The 15,131-nt window shown below is 67.6% G+C and carries 17 protein-coding genes; 14 read left to right on the forward strand and 3 right to left on the reverse strand.

Annotated elements, in window-relative coordinates; all coding sequences use genetic code 11:
- Nucleotides 1-42 precede the first annotated feature (42 nt).
- From AC5Y4S_RS12260 to AC5Y4S_RS12290, 7 genes are read left to right on the forward strand one after another with little or no spacing between them, the layout of a single operon-like run.
- Nucleotides 43-597, forward strand: a complete 555-nt coding sequence (locus tag AC5Y4S_RS12260; RefSeq protein WP_085186933.1) for a 2,4'-dihydroxyacetophenone dioxygenase family protein — start codon at nt 43-45, stop codon at nt 595-597.
- 22 nt (nt 598-619) lie between these two features.
- Nucleotides 620-1,792: a CaiB/BaiF CoA transferase family protein gene (locus AC5Y4S_RS12265; RefSeq protein ID WP_500033025.1), complete on the forward strand. Its 1,173-nt coding sequence runs from the start codon at nt 620-622 to the stop codon at nt 1,790-1,792.
- Nucleotides 1,776-2,321 carry an FAS1-like dehydratase domain-containing protein gene (locus tag AC5Y4S_RS12270; protein ID WP_500033026.1) on the forward strand — a complete coding sequence of 182 codons (546 nt, stop codon included), beginning with the start codon at nt 1,776-1,778 and terminating at the stop codon, nt 2,319-2,321. Before AC5Y4S_RS12265 ends, AC5Y4S_RS12270 begins: the two co-directional genes overlap by 17 nt.
- A complete protein-coding gene (locus AC5Y4S_RS12275; RefSeq protein ID WP_500033027.1) occupies nt 2,321-2,734 on the forward strand; it encodes a MaoC/PaaZ C-terminal domain-containing protein in 414 nt (137 codons plus the stop codon). The genes AC5Y4S_RS12270 and AC5Y4S_RS12275 overlap by 1 nt, the downstream gene beginning before the upstream one ends.
- Nucleotides 2,731-4,521, forward strand: a complete 1,791-nt coding sequence (locus tag AC5Y4S_RS12280) for an acyclic terpene utilization AtuA family protein (protein WP_500033028.1) — start codon at nt 2,731-2,733, stop codon at nt 4,519-4,521. The genes AC5Y4S_RS12275 and AC5Y4S_RS12280 overlap by 4 nt, the downstream gene beginning before the upstream one ends.
- Nucleotides 4,518-5,681 carry an acyl-CoA dehydrogenase family protein gene (locus AC5Y4S_RS12285; RefSeq protein ID WP_500033029.1) on the forward strand — a complete coding sequence of 388 codons (1,164 nt, stop codon included), beginning with the start codon at nt 4,518-4,520 and terminating at the stop codon, nt 5,679-5,681. The genes AC5Y4S_RS12280 and AC5Y4S_RS12285 overlap by 4 nt, the downstream gene beginning before the upstream one ends.
- Before the next feature lie 32 nt (nt 5,682-5,713).
- Nucleotides 5,714-6,859 (forward strand): LLM class flavin-dependent oxidoreductase, encoded by a 1,146-nt coding sequence (locus AC5Y4S_RS12290; RefSeq protein ID WP_500033030.1) that lies wholly within the window; start codon nt 5,714-5,716, stop codon nt 6,857-6,859.
- A 30-nt stretch (nt 6,860-6,889) separates the two neighbouring features.
- Here AC5Y4S_RS12290 and AC5Y4S_RS12295 read toward each other — a convergent pair whose 3' ends face one another.
- The gene (locus AC5Y4S_RS12295; protein ID WP_500033031.1) at nt 6,890-7,030 is read right to left on the reverse strand and encodes a hypothetical protein; all 141 of its coding nucleotides are present in this window, start codon (nt 7,028-7,030) and stop codon (nt 6,890-6,892) included.
- A gap of 130 nt (nt 7,031-7,160) precedes the next feature.
- On the reverse strand, nt 7,161-7,520 hold the full coding sequence (locus AC5Y4S_RS12300; protein WP_500033032.1) for a hypothetical protein: 360 nt from the start codon (nt 7,518-7,520) through the stop codon (nt 7,161-7,163).
- Nucleotides 7,521-7,924: 404 nt separating this feature from the next.
- Here AC5Y4S_RS12300 and AC5Y4S_RS12305 point away from each other — a divergent pair, with 404 nt between their 5' ends.
- Together AC5Y4S_RS12305 and AC5Y4S_RS12310 are read left to right on the forward strand one after the other, a co-directional pair.
- The gene (locus tag AC5Y4S_RS12305; protein ID WP_500033033.1) at nt 7,925-8,647 is read left to right on the forward strand and encodes an esterase/lipase family protein; all 723 of its coding nucleotides are present in this window, start codon (nt 7,925-7,927) and stop codon (nt 8,645-8,647) included.
- A 355-nt stretch (nt 8,648-9,002) separates the two neighbouring features.
- On the forward strand, nt 9,003-10,013 hold the full coding sequence (locus AC5Y4S_RS12310) for a YncE family protein (protein ID WP_500033034.1): 1,011 nt from the start codon (nt 9,003-9,005) through the stop codon (nt 10,011-10,013).
- Nucleotides 10,014-10,170: 157 nt separating this feature from the next.
- Here AC5Y4S_RS12310 and AC5Y4S_RS12315 read toward each other — a convergent pair whose 3' ends face one another.
- Nucleotides 10,171-10,926 (reverse strand): DUF2182 domain-containing protein, encoded by a 756-nt coding sequence (locus tag AC5Y4S_RS12315; RefSeq protein WP_500033035.1) that lies wholly within the window; start codon nt 10,924-10,926, stop codon nt 10,171-10,173.
- A 117-nt stretch (nt 10,927-11,043) separates the two neighbouring features.
- Here AC5Y4S_RS12315 and csoR point away from each other — a divergent pair, with 117 nt between their 5' ends.
- The 5 genes from csoR (at nt 11,044) to AC5Y4S_RS12340 (ending at nt 15,124) form a co-directional block, all read left to right on the forward strand.
- Entirely contained in the window at nt 11,044-11,403 is a 360-nt protein-coding gene (csoR, locus tag AC5Y4S_RS12320; RefSeq protein WP_500033036.1) for a copper-sensing transcriptional repressor CsoR, read from the forward strand.
- Between the two features lie 83 nt (nt 11,404-11,486).
- Nucleotides 11,487-11,762 carry a DUF1490 family protein gene (locus tag AC5Y4S_RS12325; protein WP_500033037.1) on the forward strand — a complete coding sequence of 92 codons (276 nt, stop codon included), beginning with the start codon at nt 11,487-11,489 and terminating at the stop codon, nt 11,760-11,762.
- Between the two features lie 76 nt (nt 11,763-11,838).
- Complete coding sequence (locus tag AC5Y4S_RS12330) at nt 11,839-14,202, forward strand: copper-translocating P-type ATPase (protein WP_500033308.1); 2,364 nt, start codon at nt 11,839-11,841, stop codon at nt 14,200-14,202.
- Nucleotides 14,203-14,213: 11 nt separating this feature from the next.
- Nucleotides 14,214-14,456, forward strand: coding sequence for a hypothetical protein (locus tag AC5Y4S_RS12335; RefSeq protein WP_500033038.1), 243 nt, complete (start codon nt 14,214-14,216; stop codon nt 14,454-14,456).
- A gap of 71 nt (nt 14,457-14,527) precedes the next feature.
- Entirely contained in the window at nt 14,528-15,124 is a 597-nt protein-coding gene (locus tag AC5Y4S_RS12340; RefSeq protein ID WP_500033039.1) for a hypothetical protein, read from the forward strand.
- The last annotated feature ends 7 nt before the right edge of the window (nt 15,125-15,131 follow it).

Genomic DNA, 15,131 nt, shown 5'->3' on the forward strand with positions numbered 1-15,131 from the left:
TTTATAGTACGTAAATACGTACCCATTGAGAAAGGCCCCCCGATGACCGCACCGACCCGTCCCGGAATGATCCGGACCGCCAACGGCGTCCCCCTTCCCCTCGTCGCCATGCCCCAGAACGAGCTCCTCACCGTCAACGTCGACCAGATCCCCCTGCTCAAGGACGCCATGGGCCCCGGCATCCACATCCAGCCCCTGCGCCTCGACCCGGAGAAGGGCCAGGTGGTCCTGATGGCAGTCATGGCGCCAGGCTGCAAGCTGCCCGTGCACTACCACACCGGCACGGCCGAGGTGTACACGTTCTCGGGCCGCTGGGAGTACGCCGAGTACCCGGACCAGCCGCAGGTCGCCGGCTCCTACCTGTACGAGCCGGGTGGCTCGGTGCACACCTTCTACTGCCCCGAGGACAACACCGAGGACACGGTCGTCCTGCTGTGGATGGAGGGCGCGCAGATCGGCTTCAACGACGACGGCACGTTGGCGCACATCAACGACGCGACGTCGATCCAGCATGTGACGGAAACCGTTGCGGAGGCGCAGGGTGTCGGACCGGTCGGCTACATCCACGGCGGCGAGGCCGGCGTCGTCGGGTCCTGATCAGAAGAAAGGCAATTCGCTCATGTCACCGGCGTTTGACGGCGTCCGGGTCCTCGAACTCGGCCACGTCTACAACGGCCCGTATTGCGGGCTCCTCCTCGCCCAACTGGGTGCCGAGGTCATCAAGATCGAGCCGCCCGGCGGTGAGGCACTGCGCTTCCGTTCCCACCAGCGCGCCGAGTCACACGAGTTCGTGATGCTCAACTCGAACAAGCGCAGCGTGGTCCTGGACCTGAAGTCCCCGGCGGGCCGCCAGGCGCTGCTCGATCTGGCGGAGACCGCCGATGTGCTGATCGAGAACTACGCGCCGGGCACCATGGAGCGGCTCGACCTGGCCCCGGAGTTACTAATGCGCCACAACCCCCGGCTGATCGTCGCCTCGGGCAAGGGTTATGGGTCCACCGGTCCGTACGCGCACATGTCCGCCATGGACATCACCGTCCAGGCGATGTCCGGCAGCGCGTCCGCCACCGGTGACCCCGACGGGCCACCGACCAAGGCGGGCGCGGCGTTCGTGGACTTCTCCGGTGGCGCCCATTTGTTCGGCGCCGTCGCGGCGGCGCTGTTCCAGCGCGAGCGGACCGGACGCGGGCAGATCGTCGAGGTCTCGATGCACGACACCATCTACCCGATGCTGGCGTCCAGCCTCGGCGGCCTGCACAACGATCCCGAGCGCCGGCTGCCCGAGCGCACCGGCAACCGCCACTCGGGAATGGCCGTCGCGCCGTACAACATCTATCCCGCGAGCGACGGATGGCTGGCGATCATCTGCATCTCCGAGCGGCACTGGCACGGCGTGGCAACGGCACTGGGTCGCCCAGAGCTGGTCGACGACGCGCGGTTCCGCACCGAGAAGGACCGGGTCACCAACATCGACGCGGTCGACGACGAGGTGTCTTCGGTCACCAAGACGCGGACGCGCGCCGAGCTCGTCCGCGACCTACAGGCCGCCGGGGTGCCCTGCGCGCCGGTCAAGTCGGTCCGCGAGGTCGACACCGACGAGCACCTGATCGAACGCGGCATGATCACCTACGTCGACCACCCGAACCGGGGCCGCGTGCCGGTCCCGGGATGCCCTCTGCGGCTGAGCGATTCACCGGTCGGAGAGTTGCGCGCCGCACCGCTACTGGGCGAGTCGACCGAGGACGTCGTCGCCGAACTGGCAGAGGAGACCAGCCGTGTCCGCTCCGCTTGAGTCAGGCACCCCGTTGGCGACGTACTACGCCCAGACGGCGCCACGAGTGGGAGAAACCCTGTCCCGGCGCGCCATCGGCACGCTCGACGCGGTGACGATCGGGCGCTACGCGATGACGATCGGGGCGGCGGATCCGAGCCACTACGACGCCGAGGCCGCCCGGTCGGCCGGCTACCCCGACGTCGTCGCGCCGCCCAACATGCTCGCCGCGATCGTGGAGTGGGGCATCGGCACCCCCGAGGCCCGGCTGTTGCCGGACGGGACGCCGCAGGACGGCGACATGCCCCTCGGGGAGGCCGAGCTCGGGCTCCGGGTGATGGGCGCCGGCGAGGAGATGGAGTTGGTCAACCCCGCCACCGCCGGCACGGAGCTGGTGCTCGAGACGACACTCGAATCGGTCACTCCGAAGCAAACCCGTTCGGGCCCATGCATTTTCGTCACCACATTGAACACCTTCAGCGCCGCCGACGGCACGGTGCTCAACCGCAACCGTCGGACGGTGGCGCTGCGCAACCCCTTGGAGTCATGATGTCGGTCGCCTACGAAGTCGCGGACGTGCTCGAACCGCTCAAGCACACCGCCACCCCGCTGCAGTTGTTCCGCTACAGCGCGGTGACGTGGAACCCACATCGCATCCACTTCGACGAGCCGTACGCCCGCGAGGAGGGCCACCAAGGCATCGCCTTGCACTCCCACCTGCGGGCGGCGCTGGCCCTGCGGTGTGTCACCGAAGGCCTCGGCCCCGACTGGCGGGTCGCGAAGTTCACCTACCGCCTGCGCAAGCCGGTGTACGCGCCGGCCGACCTGGCCTACACCGCGCGGGTGACCGCAACGGAAGGGGACGCGATGACCCTCGAGGTCACCGAGCAGCACCCGTCCGGGACGGCGGGCTTCGAAGGGACGGTGCGGGTAACCAGATCCGTTGCAGGAGGGAAGAAATGAGCGCGGCGCAAGGGCAGTACCCGGTCCGGATCGGCAACTGCTCCGGGTTCTACGGCGACCGAGCCTCGGCGATGGCCGACATGGCCCGGGCCGGCGGCGTCGACGTCATCACCGGCGACTACCTGGCCGAGGTCACCATGCTGATCCTCGGCAAGGCACGCGCCAAGGACAGCACAAAGGGCTATGCCAGCACCTTCCTGACACAACTGGACGCGGCGCTCGAGCACCTCGTCGCCAACGACATCCGGCTGGTCGTCAACGCGGGCGGGCTCAACCCCGGCGGGCTGGTCGCGGCCACCCGCGACCTGATCGCCCGCCGCGGATACGACCTGTGTGTCTCCCACATCGGGGGCGACGACGTCTCCGCCCGTCTCGACACGCTGCTCGCCGACGGCCATGCGCTGCAACACCTGACGAGCGGCGCCCCGCTGTCGTCGTGGCCGCATGAGCCGCTGACGGCCAACGCCTATCTGGGCGCGTTCGGCATCGCGCGGGCGCTGGAGCACGGAGCGCACATCGTCATCACCGGCCGGGTCGCCGACGCGTCACTGGTCGTGGGCGCCGCCGCCTGGTGGTGGGGCTGGGGCCAGGACGACTACGACGCGCTGGCCGGCGCGGTCGCCGCGGGGCACGTCATCGAGTGCGGCGCGCAGGCGACCGGCGGCAACTTCTCGGGCTTCCGTTTGATCGCCGACCTGCGGCAGCCGGGATTCCCGATTGCCGAGGTCGACGCCGACGGCTCGTCGGTCATCACCAAGGACCCGGGCACCGGCGGCGCCGTCACGAAAGACACCGTCACCGCCCAGTTGCTCTATGAGATCGGCGATCCCGCCTACCTCAACCCCGACGTGGTCGCGCACCTGGACACCGCCGAACTGACCGGCCTCGGCGATGACCGGGTGCGAATCGCCGGCGTGCGGGGCTCGGCGCCGCCGGCGACGACCAAGGTCGCCATCACCGGAATCGGCCGCTGGCAGAACAGCGTCGTCTTCGCGCTGACGGGCACCGACCTCGACGCGAAAGCCGATCTCGTCGAACGCTCCGCGCGCGACTACGCCCAGGCCGTCGACGGGCTCGACGCGGTGGCCGTCGACCGCATCGGGCAGGCCGCGCCGGACCCCGAGCGCCAGAACGCCGGGACCGAGCTGCTGCGGGTCGCCGTCCAGGGCACCAAAGAGGCCGCGGGGCGCGGCTTCTCGTCCTGGATGGTGGAACTGGCCCTGTCCAGCTACCCCGGGCTGTACTCCCTTGGTCCGCCGCAACCCGGATCCGCGTTCGGCGTCTACTGGCCCGCGCTGCTCGACCAGGCGGCGCTGAACCACCTGGTCCATCACTTCGACGGAACAACCGAGGTAATCGCGCCGGGCAACCCGCATGGCGCGCCGCCGCGGGCGCCGCAGCCCGCGCCGGCGCGATCCGCGGAATCGCCGTCCGGTGACGAACTCGTCGTCGCCTCGCTCGGCGAGATCGTGCACGCCCGCTCCGGCGACAAGGGCGGGGACGCCAATCTTGGTGTGTGGGTGCGCGACCCACGCGCGTGGGAGTGGCTGGAGTCGTCCCTCACCGTGGACGAGCTGCGACGCCTCCTTCCCGAGACGCAGGGGTTGGCGATCTCACGTTACGAATTACCCAAACTCGGCGCCGTCAACTTCCTCGTCCAGGGATTACTGGGCACCGGCGCCACGTCCACCCTGCGGCTCGACGCGCAGGCCAAGGCCCTCGGCGAGTGGCTGAGAGCGCGCACCGCCAAAGTGCCGAAATCCCTTATTGGTCAGGAGCGTTCGTGAGCTGGTCCGACGAAAGCACGATCGACGTCGTCCGCAAGGCCACCAGGGCGGTGGCCCGGTCCTTCGACTACGACTACTGGCGCCGCAAAGACCGGCTGGGCGAATACCCGTGGGAGTTCGTCAGGGCTTTCGCCGAGGGCGGCTGGCTGGGCGCCCTCATCCCCGAGGAGTACGGCGGTCTGGGCCTCGGGATCGCGGAGTCGGGCGTGATGATGCAGGAGATCGCGGCGTCGGGCGCCGGGGCCAGCGGTGCCTCCGCGGTGCACTTCTACCTTTTCCCGCCGGCGCCCATCATCCGGCACGGCTCGGAAGAGATGAAGCGGGCATTTCTGCCGAAGCTCGCCCGCGGAGAACTCCTGATGGCCTTCGGCGTCACCGAGCCCACCGCCGGCGTCGACACCTCGCGCATCCGCACCCGCGCGCAAAAGATCCACCGCGGATGGATCGTCAACGGCCAGAAGGTGTGGATCAGCAACGCGCAGAACGCCGACAAGATCCTCCTGCTGGCCCGGACCGCCCCCCGCAACGACGAGAAGCCGCTGGACGGGATGACGCTGTTCTTCACCGATCTCGACCGCGAGCGGATCACCGTCCGCGAGATCGAGAAGCTGGGCCGCTCGGCGATCGACTCCAACGAGCTCTTCATCGAGAACCTCGAGGTCCGCGACGACGAGGTGGTCGGCGAGGTGGGCCGCGGCTTTCGGTATCTGGTCGACGGGCTCAACTCCGAGCGGATCGTCGTGGGGCTGGAGGGCGTGGGCGTCGGTCAGGCGGCGCTGGAGCTTGCCACGAAGTACGCCAAAGAGCGGGTGGTCTTCGACCGGCCCATCGGGCAGAACCAAGCGGTGGCGCACCCCCTGGCGGATTCCTGGATCCGGCTGGAGGCCGCGCGATTGACGGCGATGCACGCGGCGACGCTTTACGACGACCACCGAGACTGCGGAGTCGAGGCCGCCGCGGCCAAGTATCTGGGCGCCGAGGCCGGCTTCGACGCCTGCGACCGCGCGATGTCCACCCTCGGCGGCTACGCGTACGCGAAGGAATACCACGTGGAGCGGCTGTGGCGGGAGGCGCGGCTGCTGCGCAACGCGCCCTTCTCTCAGGAGATGGTGCTCAACTACGTCTCTGCGCAGGCGCTGAAACTACCGCGCGCCTACTGATCGGCCGGCCCCCAAGGAAGGTCCAAGTGCAAATGTCCAAAATGCGTGTCGGAGTGATGGACACAGCCCTCGTGTCGCGACCGGCGCCGGATTCGCTTACCCGCGCCAACTACCTGGCCGCGGTCGCCAACAGGGTCGACTCCTTCTGGGTGCCCGACCACCTGAACGCGTTGTTCCCGCGATCGATCTGGGCGCCGAAGTACTGCGGTGCGGCGCGGATCATCCCGCGGGCGGACGCGTCGATGGAGCCGTGGACCATGCTCGGGCACCTGGCCGCGCGAAACCGGCTGGGCCGCCTGCGCCTTGGGGTCAGCGTGACCGACACCGGGCGCCGCAATCCCGCGGTCACCGCCCAGGCCGCCGCGACGCTGCACCTGCTCACCCGCGGGCGTGCGATTCTGGGCATCGGCACCGGCGAGCGGGAAGGCAACGAGCCGTACGGGGTGGATTGGTCGAAGCCCGTCGCACGCTTCGAGGAGGCACTGGCCACCATCCGAGCGTTGTGGAATTCGAATGGTGAACTGGTGAAGCGGGATTCGCCGTTCTTTCCGTTGCGCGACGCGGTCTTCGACCTCCCGCCGTATCGCGGGAAATGGCCGGAGATCTGGATCGCCGCTCACGGTCCGCGGATGCTGCGGGCCACCGGGCGATACGGCGACGCCTGGTTCCCCGCGTTCCCGCACCGCCCGCAGGACTACGGGCAGCGCCTCGAGATCGTGCGGGCCGCGGCCTCCGACGCCGGACGGGACCCGATGGCCATCCTCCCCGCGGTGGAGTTCTTGGTCGTCACCGGTCCCAGCCGCGCCGCCGTCGACGACGCGCTGGCCTCCCCGGTGTTGAAGTCGTTGTCGCTGACGGCCTCCGACGAGGTCTTCGTCCGCCACGGCGCCACACATCCACTGGGACAGGGTTTTTCGGGTTCTCAGGATCTGGTGCCGCACGCCTTCGACGAGCAGACGGCGCTGTCCCACGCGCGCCAGGTGCCGACGCCCGTCATGCGGGAGGTTTTCTTGACCGGCACACCCGACGAAGTGATCGACCAGGCCGCCCAGTGGCGGGATAGGGGGGCGGGTTACATCGTGGTGGCCGACGTCAGTGCGCTGCAACGCAGCGTCCGCGGCGGGTTGGCCGCGATGGGGCCATTCGCCAAGATTCTCCGCGGCCTCAAGAAGCTCTAGCTTTGCACCGGGCGCTGGTGCGCCCAGGAATCACTTCCCGACCCGCGACATCAAGTTCCGCAGCCCGCTGGGCGCATCGGTCTCCGCCGTGCCGGGATGAGACACCATCACGTAGCCGGCGTAACCCCACATCATCGGTATTGCGGCCAGTACGCCATACATCGCTGTCATGACGTCACCTCCTGAAGTACCAGGGCCTCAACGCGTTGTTGATGTGTTAAGCCTTGCCCTGCGGGGCGCTGATGTCGCCGTGGCTGGCACCCATCCGGGGGTCCCACCAGTCGGGATCTTCGCCTACCGGCTAGCGGGTACGCGGGGTGCGGGCCGGTTCCTCAGCGGGCACGCTGACGTCCGGGAAGGCATAAATGAGGGCGCGCGCCCGGACGTGATTCCAACGCCGGATGGCACCGGCGGCATGAGCCGCGACCAGGCCGCAGACGAGGCCCAGGTTGGCGAGGAGGGCCACGCTCAGCAGAACAGCGATGAGGCCGGCACCGGCGTTACGGGCATCCACGTCCTCGAAGAGGATGACCGAAATGGCCTCGGCGGCCAGCAAGGTTTGGACGACGATGAATACCGCCGCCGGCAGGATCGCGGGCTTGACTGCGTCGGCCGCTTCGGTGGCCGGAATGGAAGCCGCCTTCCAGGCGATGATCGGCACGTTCGTGTACCCCTTAACTGCGTGCTGGGTCCGTCGTTGGCGAGTCTGACGAAACACTGGCAGACCCGCATTGCCGCTAGCGGCCGGATCGTGATTCATGCTGGCTGGGGCCGATGATCCCAAGACCAGCCAAATCAGCTGCGACACAACCCGATCGGGTGTGCCTTCCCGCTAACCAGTAGTGCGCCGCCCTGCGAACCCGACCATCAGACTGCGGCTGGCAATGAAGACCAGCGACGCCTAGGACCGCCATTGTCGACGTGATACGCGTTACCCGAAGGCGGTGGAACATGGTGCAGGCGCAGCCGACAGTGCGGCAACTGACACGGGGGCTCGGGGGGGCTCGTACGGCACTTCAGACGGCGGTAAGCGTCGCGAAGGTCCAGGCGCGCGAGGTTGCGCTGATGCTGTCGGTGCCCGCGACGGCGCCAGTGCGCCTCATCCGCGACTACGAAACCGCGAACGCCGTGAAGTCGCAGCCGCCATCGCGCGTTGCGGCGCAGCCCCCAGTGCTGCTCGTGCACGGCTTCGGCGGTGGCAAGTCAAGCTGGTCGTCGGTGGCGCAGGCGCTGCGCGCACGGGGCCTGAGCGTGGACGCGATGGCATACGCACCGGCCGGAAACTCGGTGGAGCAGCTCGCGGCCCGGCTCGTCGACCACGTGCAAACGATGCTGTTCTCCACCGGCGCGGCCAAGGTGCATCTGGTCGGGCACAGCCTGGGCGGCGTCATCATCGCGCAGGCGATTTCGGACCCGCGCTTGCGCGGACGAGTCGATACCGTGATTACGCTGGGCTCCCCGTTCGGTGGGTCGCCGTGGGCGGACGCACTGCCGGTTGTCGACATGGTCCGGGCGCTGCGGGCGGGCTCACCGCTGTTGAGCCGCCTGGCGTCCACACCGTTACCCGAGGGGGTGCGCTGGCTGTCGGTGACGGCCGCGCTAGACATCGTCGTACCGGGCCTGCGGTCGGTGCCTCCCCACCCGCAGGCGGAGACCGTCACGATCAGCGGCGTGGGGCATCTCGGGATGCTCCTGAGCCCCCACGTAATTCGATACATCACGGCCGCATTGTGCGCGGAACCTTCGGCGACCGACGCCGAGCCGGCCGTGTTGCAGAACGCCTCTTGACCATCACCTTATCCATCGACCCCCACTGGGAGGACCGTTGAGCAACTCGCACATCGACCCCAACGCCGACCCCAGCAGGCGTGCGTGGTTGGCATGCCCGAATTGTGACCACGGCGCCGGCTGCGCCGAATGCCACAATCGACGGAACTGCGATACGCACTGGCAATATCTGCTGAAAAGCACTGCGACGCGGGTCTTTTTGCAATGCCCGACATGCCACTGCGTGTGGACGGTCGACACATCGGAGCGGGCCCGGCGGGCGGCCACGATGATACTCGGGAAGACTGGCCGTGGCGCCGCCCCGGAACCCACGGCCACGAGCGACCGCGAGTGCGACGGCGCCGTCATCGCCACGGTGGCGCTCGGCAACGGCGCGCGCGACATCGTGACAAGCCCGAGCGGCGAGCTGGTCTACGTGCTGACCACCGATGCGGTCAAGGCCATCAATGATCGGCACCAAGTCGTCGCGTCGGTTCCGATCCCAGCGGAGGAACCGAAGCAGATGATGATGAGCTCGGACGGCAGCCGCATTTACGTCACCGGATACGACGCCGCGCTGTCGATCATCGATACCGCCCGCATGACCGCGAAAAGCGTTGCCAAGCAGCGCACCACGGCGGCCGCGGTCAGCCCGGACGGCAATCACATTTACCTAGCCCACGGTGACGGTGGCAGCGCCTGGGTGTCGGCCGTCCGCGCGGACGGGTCCGCCGCAGCTTTCGCCGCCGTCGACGGGTTCAGCACTGGGATGGCCATCAGCCCGAACGGGCGTCGCCTGTATGTCGCGTCCGCCGGCCTTAACCCCCAAGGCGAGGCTGGCAGCATCACCGTCATCGACACGGCCAGTTTCAAATCCGTTGACTCGATCGCGGTTGGCGCGGCCCCGGACGCAGTCTCGATAGACGCCGAAGGCCTGCTCTACGTCACCCACTTCCACACCAACACCGTCACCGTGGTCGATCCCGGCACCCATTGCGGCATAGCGATAGAACTGAACGACGCCCCGATGGAAGTAGCGGCCCGCCCACAAACCGAATTCATCTACACGGCCAACTCGCACTCCGTGACCTCGATCGATACGACGACCTCAGCAACCACCAGCATCATGCTCGGTGAGCTACCGCGGCGCCTCGCGATCAGCAACGACGGGCGACGTTTGTATGCAACCGATTTCGCGCACGGGACGCTATGGTGTGTCGACACCTCGAACAACGCCGTCCTCGCCACCCTCGAGGTCTGCGCCCACCCGGCAGCGGTGCACCTCAGCGCAGATGGCGAGTTCCTGTATGTGACAGACTCGCGTGACGGGACCCTGACCGTCGTCGCAACGGCAATGCTGCAAATCAATTCGCCCGAGGCGAGATGAGGTTCATGCCGGCATGCACCGAACGGGTTTGGGGGCTAACTCTGACACTCGCCCAGGAACGGGCGGGCGGAACCGCGCCCGACGGACGGAGCGGACGCAGGTCGGCGATGGTTTTGCGGCGGCGCCGATCGCGTATCGAGCGAGCCTTCGAGCTGCCTCATGAGATGAGCTGGGCGACGAACATGGGGTGCACCAGTAACGCGATACCGAGGACGACCAGCGTCGCCGCCGTAAGACGGCGTAGCTGATCGCCGAACGGGGCGATCTTTTCCAGCCAGATGACCACCGACAGCGCCAGCATCCATCCCAATTGCATTGTGCCAAAGGTGATCAGCAGCAGCATCAGCATCCAACAGGAACCGAGACAGTAGATGCCGTAGCGCCCTCCGGCAAGCATCGCCCCCGAGCGGCGGTGGGCATGTTCGCCCGGCGCGCCGGGCACGAATATGGGGCGACGGCAGTGGTGCAGGCATATTGACTTGAACCGCGTGAGCTGATGCAGACCGGCGAGCACCGCGACCGTGCCTGCGACCCGACCCGCCCACGGGCAGCTGTGCACCACCGGGTTCAGGCGGTTCGATACCACGAACGCCGGCACGCCCACCACGCTCCACACGGCCAGGTAGCCCGCGACGAAGAGGACTGCTGCAACGACGTTGCCGGCGGCGGCGCGAACGTAGCGACCGACAACGGGCAGTACCGCGGGAAGCATCATCGCCGCCATCATCGCCACCCACGCCACGAGGAATGCGGCCAACGGCATCGTGGATTCGGTGTCCACCGGCATTGGGTCGCCGCGCATGCCCGCCCCACTGACCATCGACCACCACCAGCCCAGACCGGCCAAAACCAGCAGCAATGCCGGCAACCAGACTTCAGTCCGCGACCGCCTGCGTCCCTGGCTGTTGTCCACTTAAGCCGCTCCCTTCGATTGATCCCAACTATGCGATTGCCGCCCAAGTTACCCCACCCCGGGTGGGGTGGGGTACGATGGGTCGGGTCCGGCGTTGACAGGAGTTCTGGGGCAGATATGGGCGAAGATTTGACGGCCAAAAAGCACGCGGCGCTCAACCGACTCAAGACGGTTCGGGGCCACCTCGACGGCATAATTCGGATGCTGGAGTCCGACGCGTATTGCGTGGACGTGATGAAGCAGATCTCGGCCGTGCAGTCCTCGTTGGAGCGGGCGAACCGAGTGATGTTGCACAACCACTTGGAGACGTGTTTTTCGTCGGCGGTGCTCGATGGGCGTGGCCAAGCGGCCATCGAGGAATTGATCGATGCCGTCAAGTTCACTCCGGCATTGACCGGCCCGCAGGCCGTGCTGGGCGGTGCGGCGGTGGGCGAACCTGCCGACAAAGAACCGGCCGCGGCAGGCCGCCGGGGGTAACGGCCGCCGGTTTTTCTTAGGGCGCGATTGGCTAATGCACGCCGCCGCACGGCGCGGCGACGAAATGAAAGGAAGCGTTGAAGATGGTTGCGTTGCATGGATTTATGGCCAAGGCGGTGCCCACCGTGGTGTCCGGAGCGGTGGGTGTCGCGGCCTACGAGGCAGTGCGCAAGGGGGTGGCCAAAGTTCCGTTGCGCGCCGCGACCGTCAGCCTCACCGCCTGGGGCATGCGCGTAGCCCGCGAGGCCGAGCGCAAGGCCGGCGAAAGCGCCGAGCGGGCGCGGTTAACGGCCGCCGACCTGATCGCCGAGGCCAAAGAACGCGTCGGTGACGAGGCCCCAGCGGCGGGGACGAGCTGAGGAAACACCCATGACCACTGAAACCGTAACTGACGGCGACGTCGCGCTCAGAATTGTCTCCGCCGCTTCCGGGCGAATGCGCGTGCGTGCCAGAGGGTTTCACTTCGACGAGGTTCGGGCCGTCGCGATCGAGGACACGGTCGCGAAGGTGACCGGCGTGCGCGCAGTGTATGCCTATCCGCGGACGGCGTCGGTGGTGATCTCGTATTCGCCCGAAAGCTGCGACACCGCTGCAGTTTTGACGGCAATCGCCGACGCGCAGCACATTCCCGCGGAATCAGTACCCGCACGTGCCCCCCACTCGGCCGATGTCGGCAACACCGACGTGATGCGAAAGATCACCGACGGCATTCGTCGCATGTTCGGCCGCTCACCGGATGGTGATAAGCCGACCATGACCGGTGGCGGCTGTTCATCAGGTCAGTCCAGCTGCGGTCAGCTGTCGCCGCGCGAGGACAACCAACGTCAGCGGCGCACGTGGCTGCGGCGGCTGTGGCTGGCCATGCCGCTGGGGCTACTGGCGTCAGGCGTTTCGATGTTTTTCGGCGCTCACCCCTGGGCGGGGTGGTTGGCCTTCGCCGCGACGCTACCGGTGCAGTTCGTCGCGGGATGGCCGTTCCTCAAGGGGGCCGTCCAGCATGCTCGGGCATTGACTGCCAACATGGACACGCTGATCACGCTAGGCACTCTGACCGCGTTCTTTTACTCCGCCTATGAGCTAATCGCCAGCGGGCCACTGTTTTTCGACACCGCGGCGTTGATCATCGCCTTCGTCGTGCTGGGCCGCTATTTCGAGGCCAGGGCCACGGGCAAGGCATCTGAGGCAATCAGCAGGCTGTTGGAGATGGGCGCCAAGGAAGCCTGCCTGCTCGTGGACGGCCAGGAACTCCTCGTCCCTGTCGATCGGGTGCAAGTCGGAGACCTGGTGCGGGTGAGGCCGGGAGAGAAAATCCCGGTTGACGGTCAGGTGGTCGACGGACGCGCCGCCGTGGATGAGTCGATGCTGACCGGCGAGTCGGTCCCCGTCGAGAAGACCCTGGGCGACCAAGTCGCCGGGGCAACGGTCAACGTCGATGGCGTGCTGACCGTGCGCGCCACCGCGGTTGGCGCCGACACCGCGCTGGCCCAGATCGTTCGCCTGGTCGAGCAAGCCCAGGGCGGCAAGGCTCCCGTGCAGCGCTTGGCCGACCGGGTCTCGGCGGTGTTCGTCCCGGCCGTCCTCGGGGTTGCGGTTGCGACGTTCGCCGGGTGGACGCTGCTCGCTGCCAACCCGGTCGCCGGCATGACCGCAGCGGTGGCGGTGCTGATCATCGCGTGCCCGTGTGCGCTGGGCCTGGCCACCCCCACCGCGATCACGGTCGGCACCGGCCGGGGTGCCGACGTGGGGATCCTGGTCAAGGGCGGTGAAGTGCTGGAAACCTCCAAGAAGATCGACACCGTGGTGTTCGACAAGACCGGCACCCTCACCCGCGCCCAAATGCAGCTCACCGACGTGGTTCCCGGCAAGCGCCGACAGCCCGATCACGTCCTGCGGATCGCCGCCGCGGTCGAGTCAGGCTCCGAACATCCCATCGGCGCCGCCATTGTCGCCGGTGCCCGCGAACGGGAATTGCAGATACCGGCCGCGACCGCGTTCGCCAACCTGGCCGGCCACGGGGTGCGGGCCGAAATCGAGGGCCACCCGGTACTCGTCGGGCGGCGCAAGCTTATCGACGAGGAGGGTCTGGAATTGCCCGACCACCTTGCAGACGCGGCCACCGAGCTCGAAGAGCAAGGTCGCACCGCGGTTTTCGTCGGCCGCGACAGCCAGGTGGTCGGTGTGCTCGCGGTCGCCGACACGGTCAAGGACGACGCGGCCGATGTCGTCGCGGCGCTGCACGCGATGGGGCTGCAGGTCGCCATGATCACCGGCGACAACGCCCGCACGGCTGCGGCGATCGCCCACCAGGTCGGCATCGACCGAGTGCTCGCCGAGGTCTTGCCCGAAGACAAGGTCACCGCGATTCGGGCACTTCAGGACGAGGGCCGGGTGGTCGCGATGGTCGGCGATGGCGTCAACGACGCGCCGGCGCTGGTGCAGGCCGATTTGGGAATCGCGATCGGCACCGGTACCGACGTGGCCATCGAGGCCTCCGACATCACGCTGATGTCGGGCCGGCTCGACGGGGTCGTGCAGGCGATCGAGCTGTCCAGGCAGACCCTGCGCACGATCTATCAGAACCTCGGCTGGGCCTTCGGATACAACACCGCCGCGATCCCCCTTGCCGCGCTCGGCTTGCTCAACCCCGTGATCGCCGGCGCCGCGATGGGATTCTCCTCGGTCAGCGTGGTAACCAACTCGCTACGGTTACGCCGCTTCGGGCGCAACACGCGACCGCTCAGACGGGCCACGGATCTGGTTGCGGCAGAAGATAACAACGCAATTGCTGCTGGATTTTAGGAGGAAAAGCGATGACGACGTGGTTCAGCGGACACGGCTGGGGCTGGTGCAACGTGATGGTCGATGCTCCGGCCATGGTGCTGGCATGGGGCGCCCTGATCACCGTCTTAGTCCTTGCGTTGCGCACCGCCTTCACCCGGCCTAGTGATCCGGCGGCCCGAACGGGCGCCGTCGCCGCTTGGCCTGAAGGCGTGACGGTCGCTCCCAGCACTCGAAGCGGATTCGATGACGACTATTACCGCCGGTTGATGTAACTGCGCAGGAGGCCTTGGGCGCCAACCTGATTCAGTCAGAGACACTATCGCGCTGACCAGGAGGTCATCACATGGCTAAATACACTCGGCGCGCAGCGCTCGCCGCGCTCGGCGCGGGCGCTGTCATGGGTATCGGGTACGCGCTTTGCGGAACCCTCGGCTTACCGGTCCTGCGCATCCGGCTGACCGATGGCGGCATGATGGGTGCCAGTCCGGCGGACATGAGCCTCTACATGGACATGTTCAACCGACACACGGAGATCACCCGCACGGTCGAGGAGATTCCCGGCGGCGTGCGCACCACCACGCAGTCGAACGCGGCTGATCTCGCCGCCCAACTGCACGCGCACGTTTCGAGCATGTACTCCCACCTTGACGGCGGCTCCGAAGTGATGTGCATGAGCCAAAGCCTGCCAACGCTATTCCGGAACGCCGGCGGATACCGACGCCAATTGACCTTCACGCCAACGGGCGTCGTCGCTGAGGAAACATCGGACGATCCTGCCCTGACCGAAGCCATCCGTGCGCACGCCCGCGAAGTGACGGGGTTCGTGCGCGACGGAATGCCGGCAATGATGCAGGGCATGATGGGCGGTCCCGGGGGAATGATGGGGCCCGGCGGAATGATGGGACCAGGCGGCATGATGGGGCCAGGCACGCGACCATAGGCGTGGC

It is taken from the genome of Mycobacterium sp. NGS64 (assembly GCF_059812245.1).

What these genes read in the sequence shown, in the direction of transcription:
- AC5Y4S_RS12260 (WP_085186933.1), top strand. Translation starts at nt 43, where the DNA reads ATGACCGCACCGACCCGTCCCGGAATGATCCGGACCGCCAACGGCGTC.
- AC5Y4S_RS12265 (WP_500033025.1), top strand. Translation starts at nt 620, where the DNA reads ATGTCACCGGCGTTTGACGGCGTCCGGGTCCTCGAACTCGGCCACGTC.
- AC5Y4S_RS12275 (WP_500033027.1), top strand. Translation starts at nt 2,321, where the DNA reads ATGTCGGTCGCCTACGAAGTCGCGGACGTGCTCGAACCGCTCAAGCAC.
- AC5Y4S_RS12280 (WP_500033028.1), top strand. Translation starts at nt 2,731, where the DNA reads ATGAGCGCGGCGCAAGGGCAGTACCCGGTCCGGATCGGCAACTGCTCC.
- AC5Y4S_RS12290 (WP_500033030.1), top strand. Translation starts at nt 5,714, where the DNA reads ATGTCCAAAATGCGTGTCGGAGTGATGGACACAGCCCTCGTGTCGCGA.
- AC5Y4S_RS12295 (WP_500033031.1), bottom strand. Translation starts at nt 7,030, where the DNA reads ATGACAGCGATGTATGGCGTACTGGCCGCAATACCGATGATGTGGGGT.
- AC5Y4S_RS12305 (WP_500033033.1), top strand. Translation starts at nt 7,925, where the DNA reads ATGCTGTCGGTGCCCGCGACGGCGCCAGTGCGCCTCATCCGCGACTAC.
- csoR (WP_500033036.1), top strand. Translation starts at nt 11,044, where the DNA reads ATGGGCGAAGATTTGACGGCCAAAAAGCACGCGGCGCTCAACCGACTC.
- AC5Y4S_RS12325 (WP_500033037.1), top strand. Translation starts at nt 11,487, where the DNA reads ATGGTTGCGTTGCATGGATTTATGGCCAAGGCGGTGCCCACCGTGGTG.
- AC5Y4S_RS12330 (WP_500033308.1), top strand. Translation starts at nt 11,839, where the DNA reads ATGCGCGTGCGTGCCAGAGGGTTTCACTTCGACGAGGTTCGGGCCGTC.
- AC5Y4S_RS12335 (WP_500033038.1), top strand. Translation starts at nt 14,214, where the DNA reads ATGACGACGTGGTTCAGCGGACACGGCTGGGGCTGGTGCAACGTGATG.
- AC5Y4S_RS12340 (WP_500033039.1), top strand. Translation starts at nt 14,528, where the DNA reads ATGGCTAAATACACTCGGCGCGCAGCGCTCGCCGCGCTCGGCGCGGGC.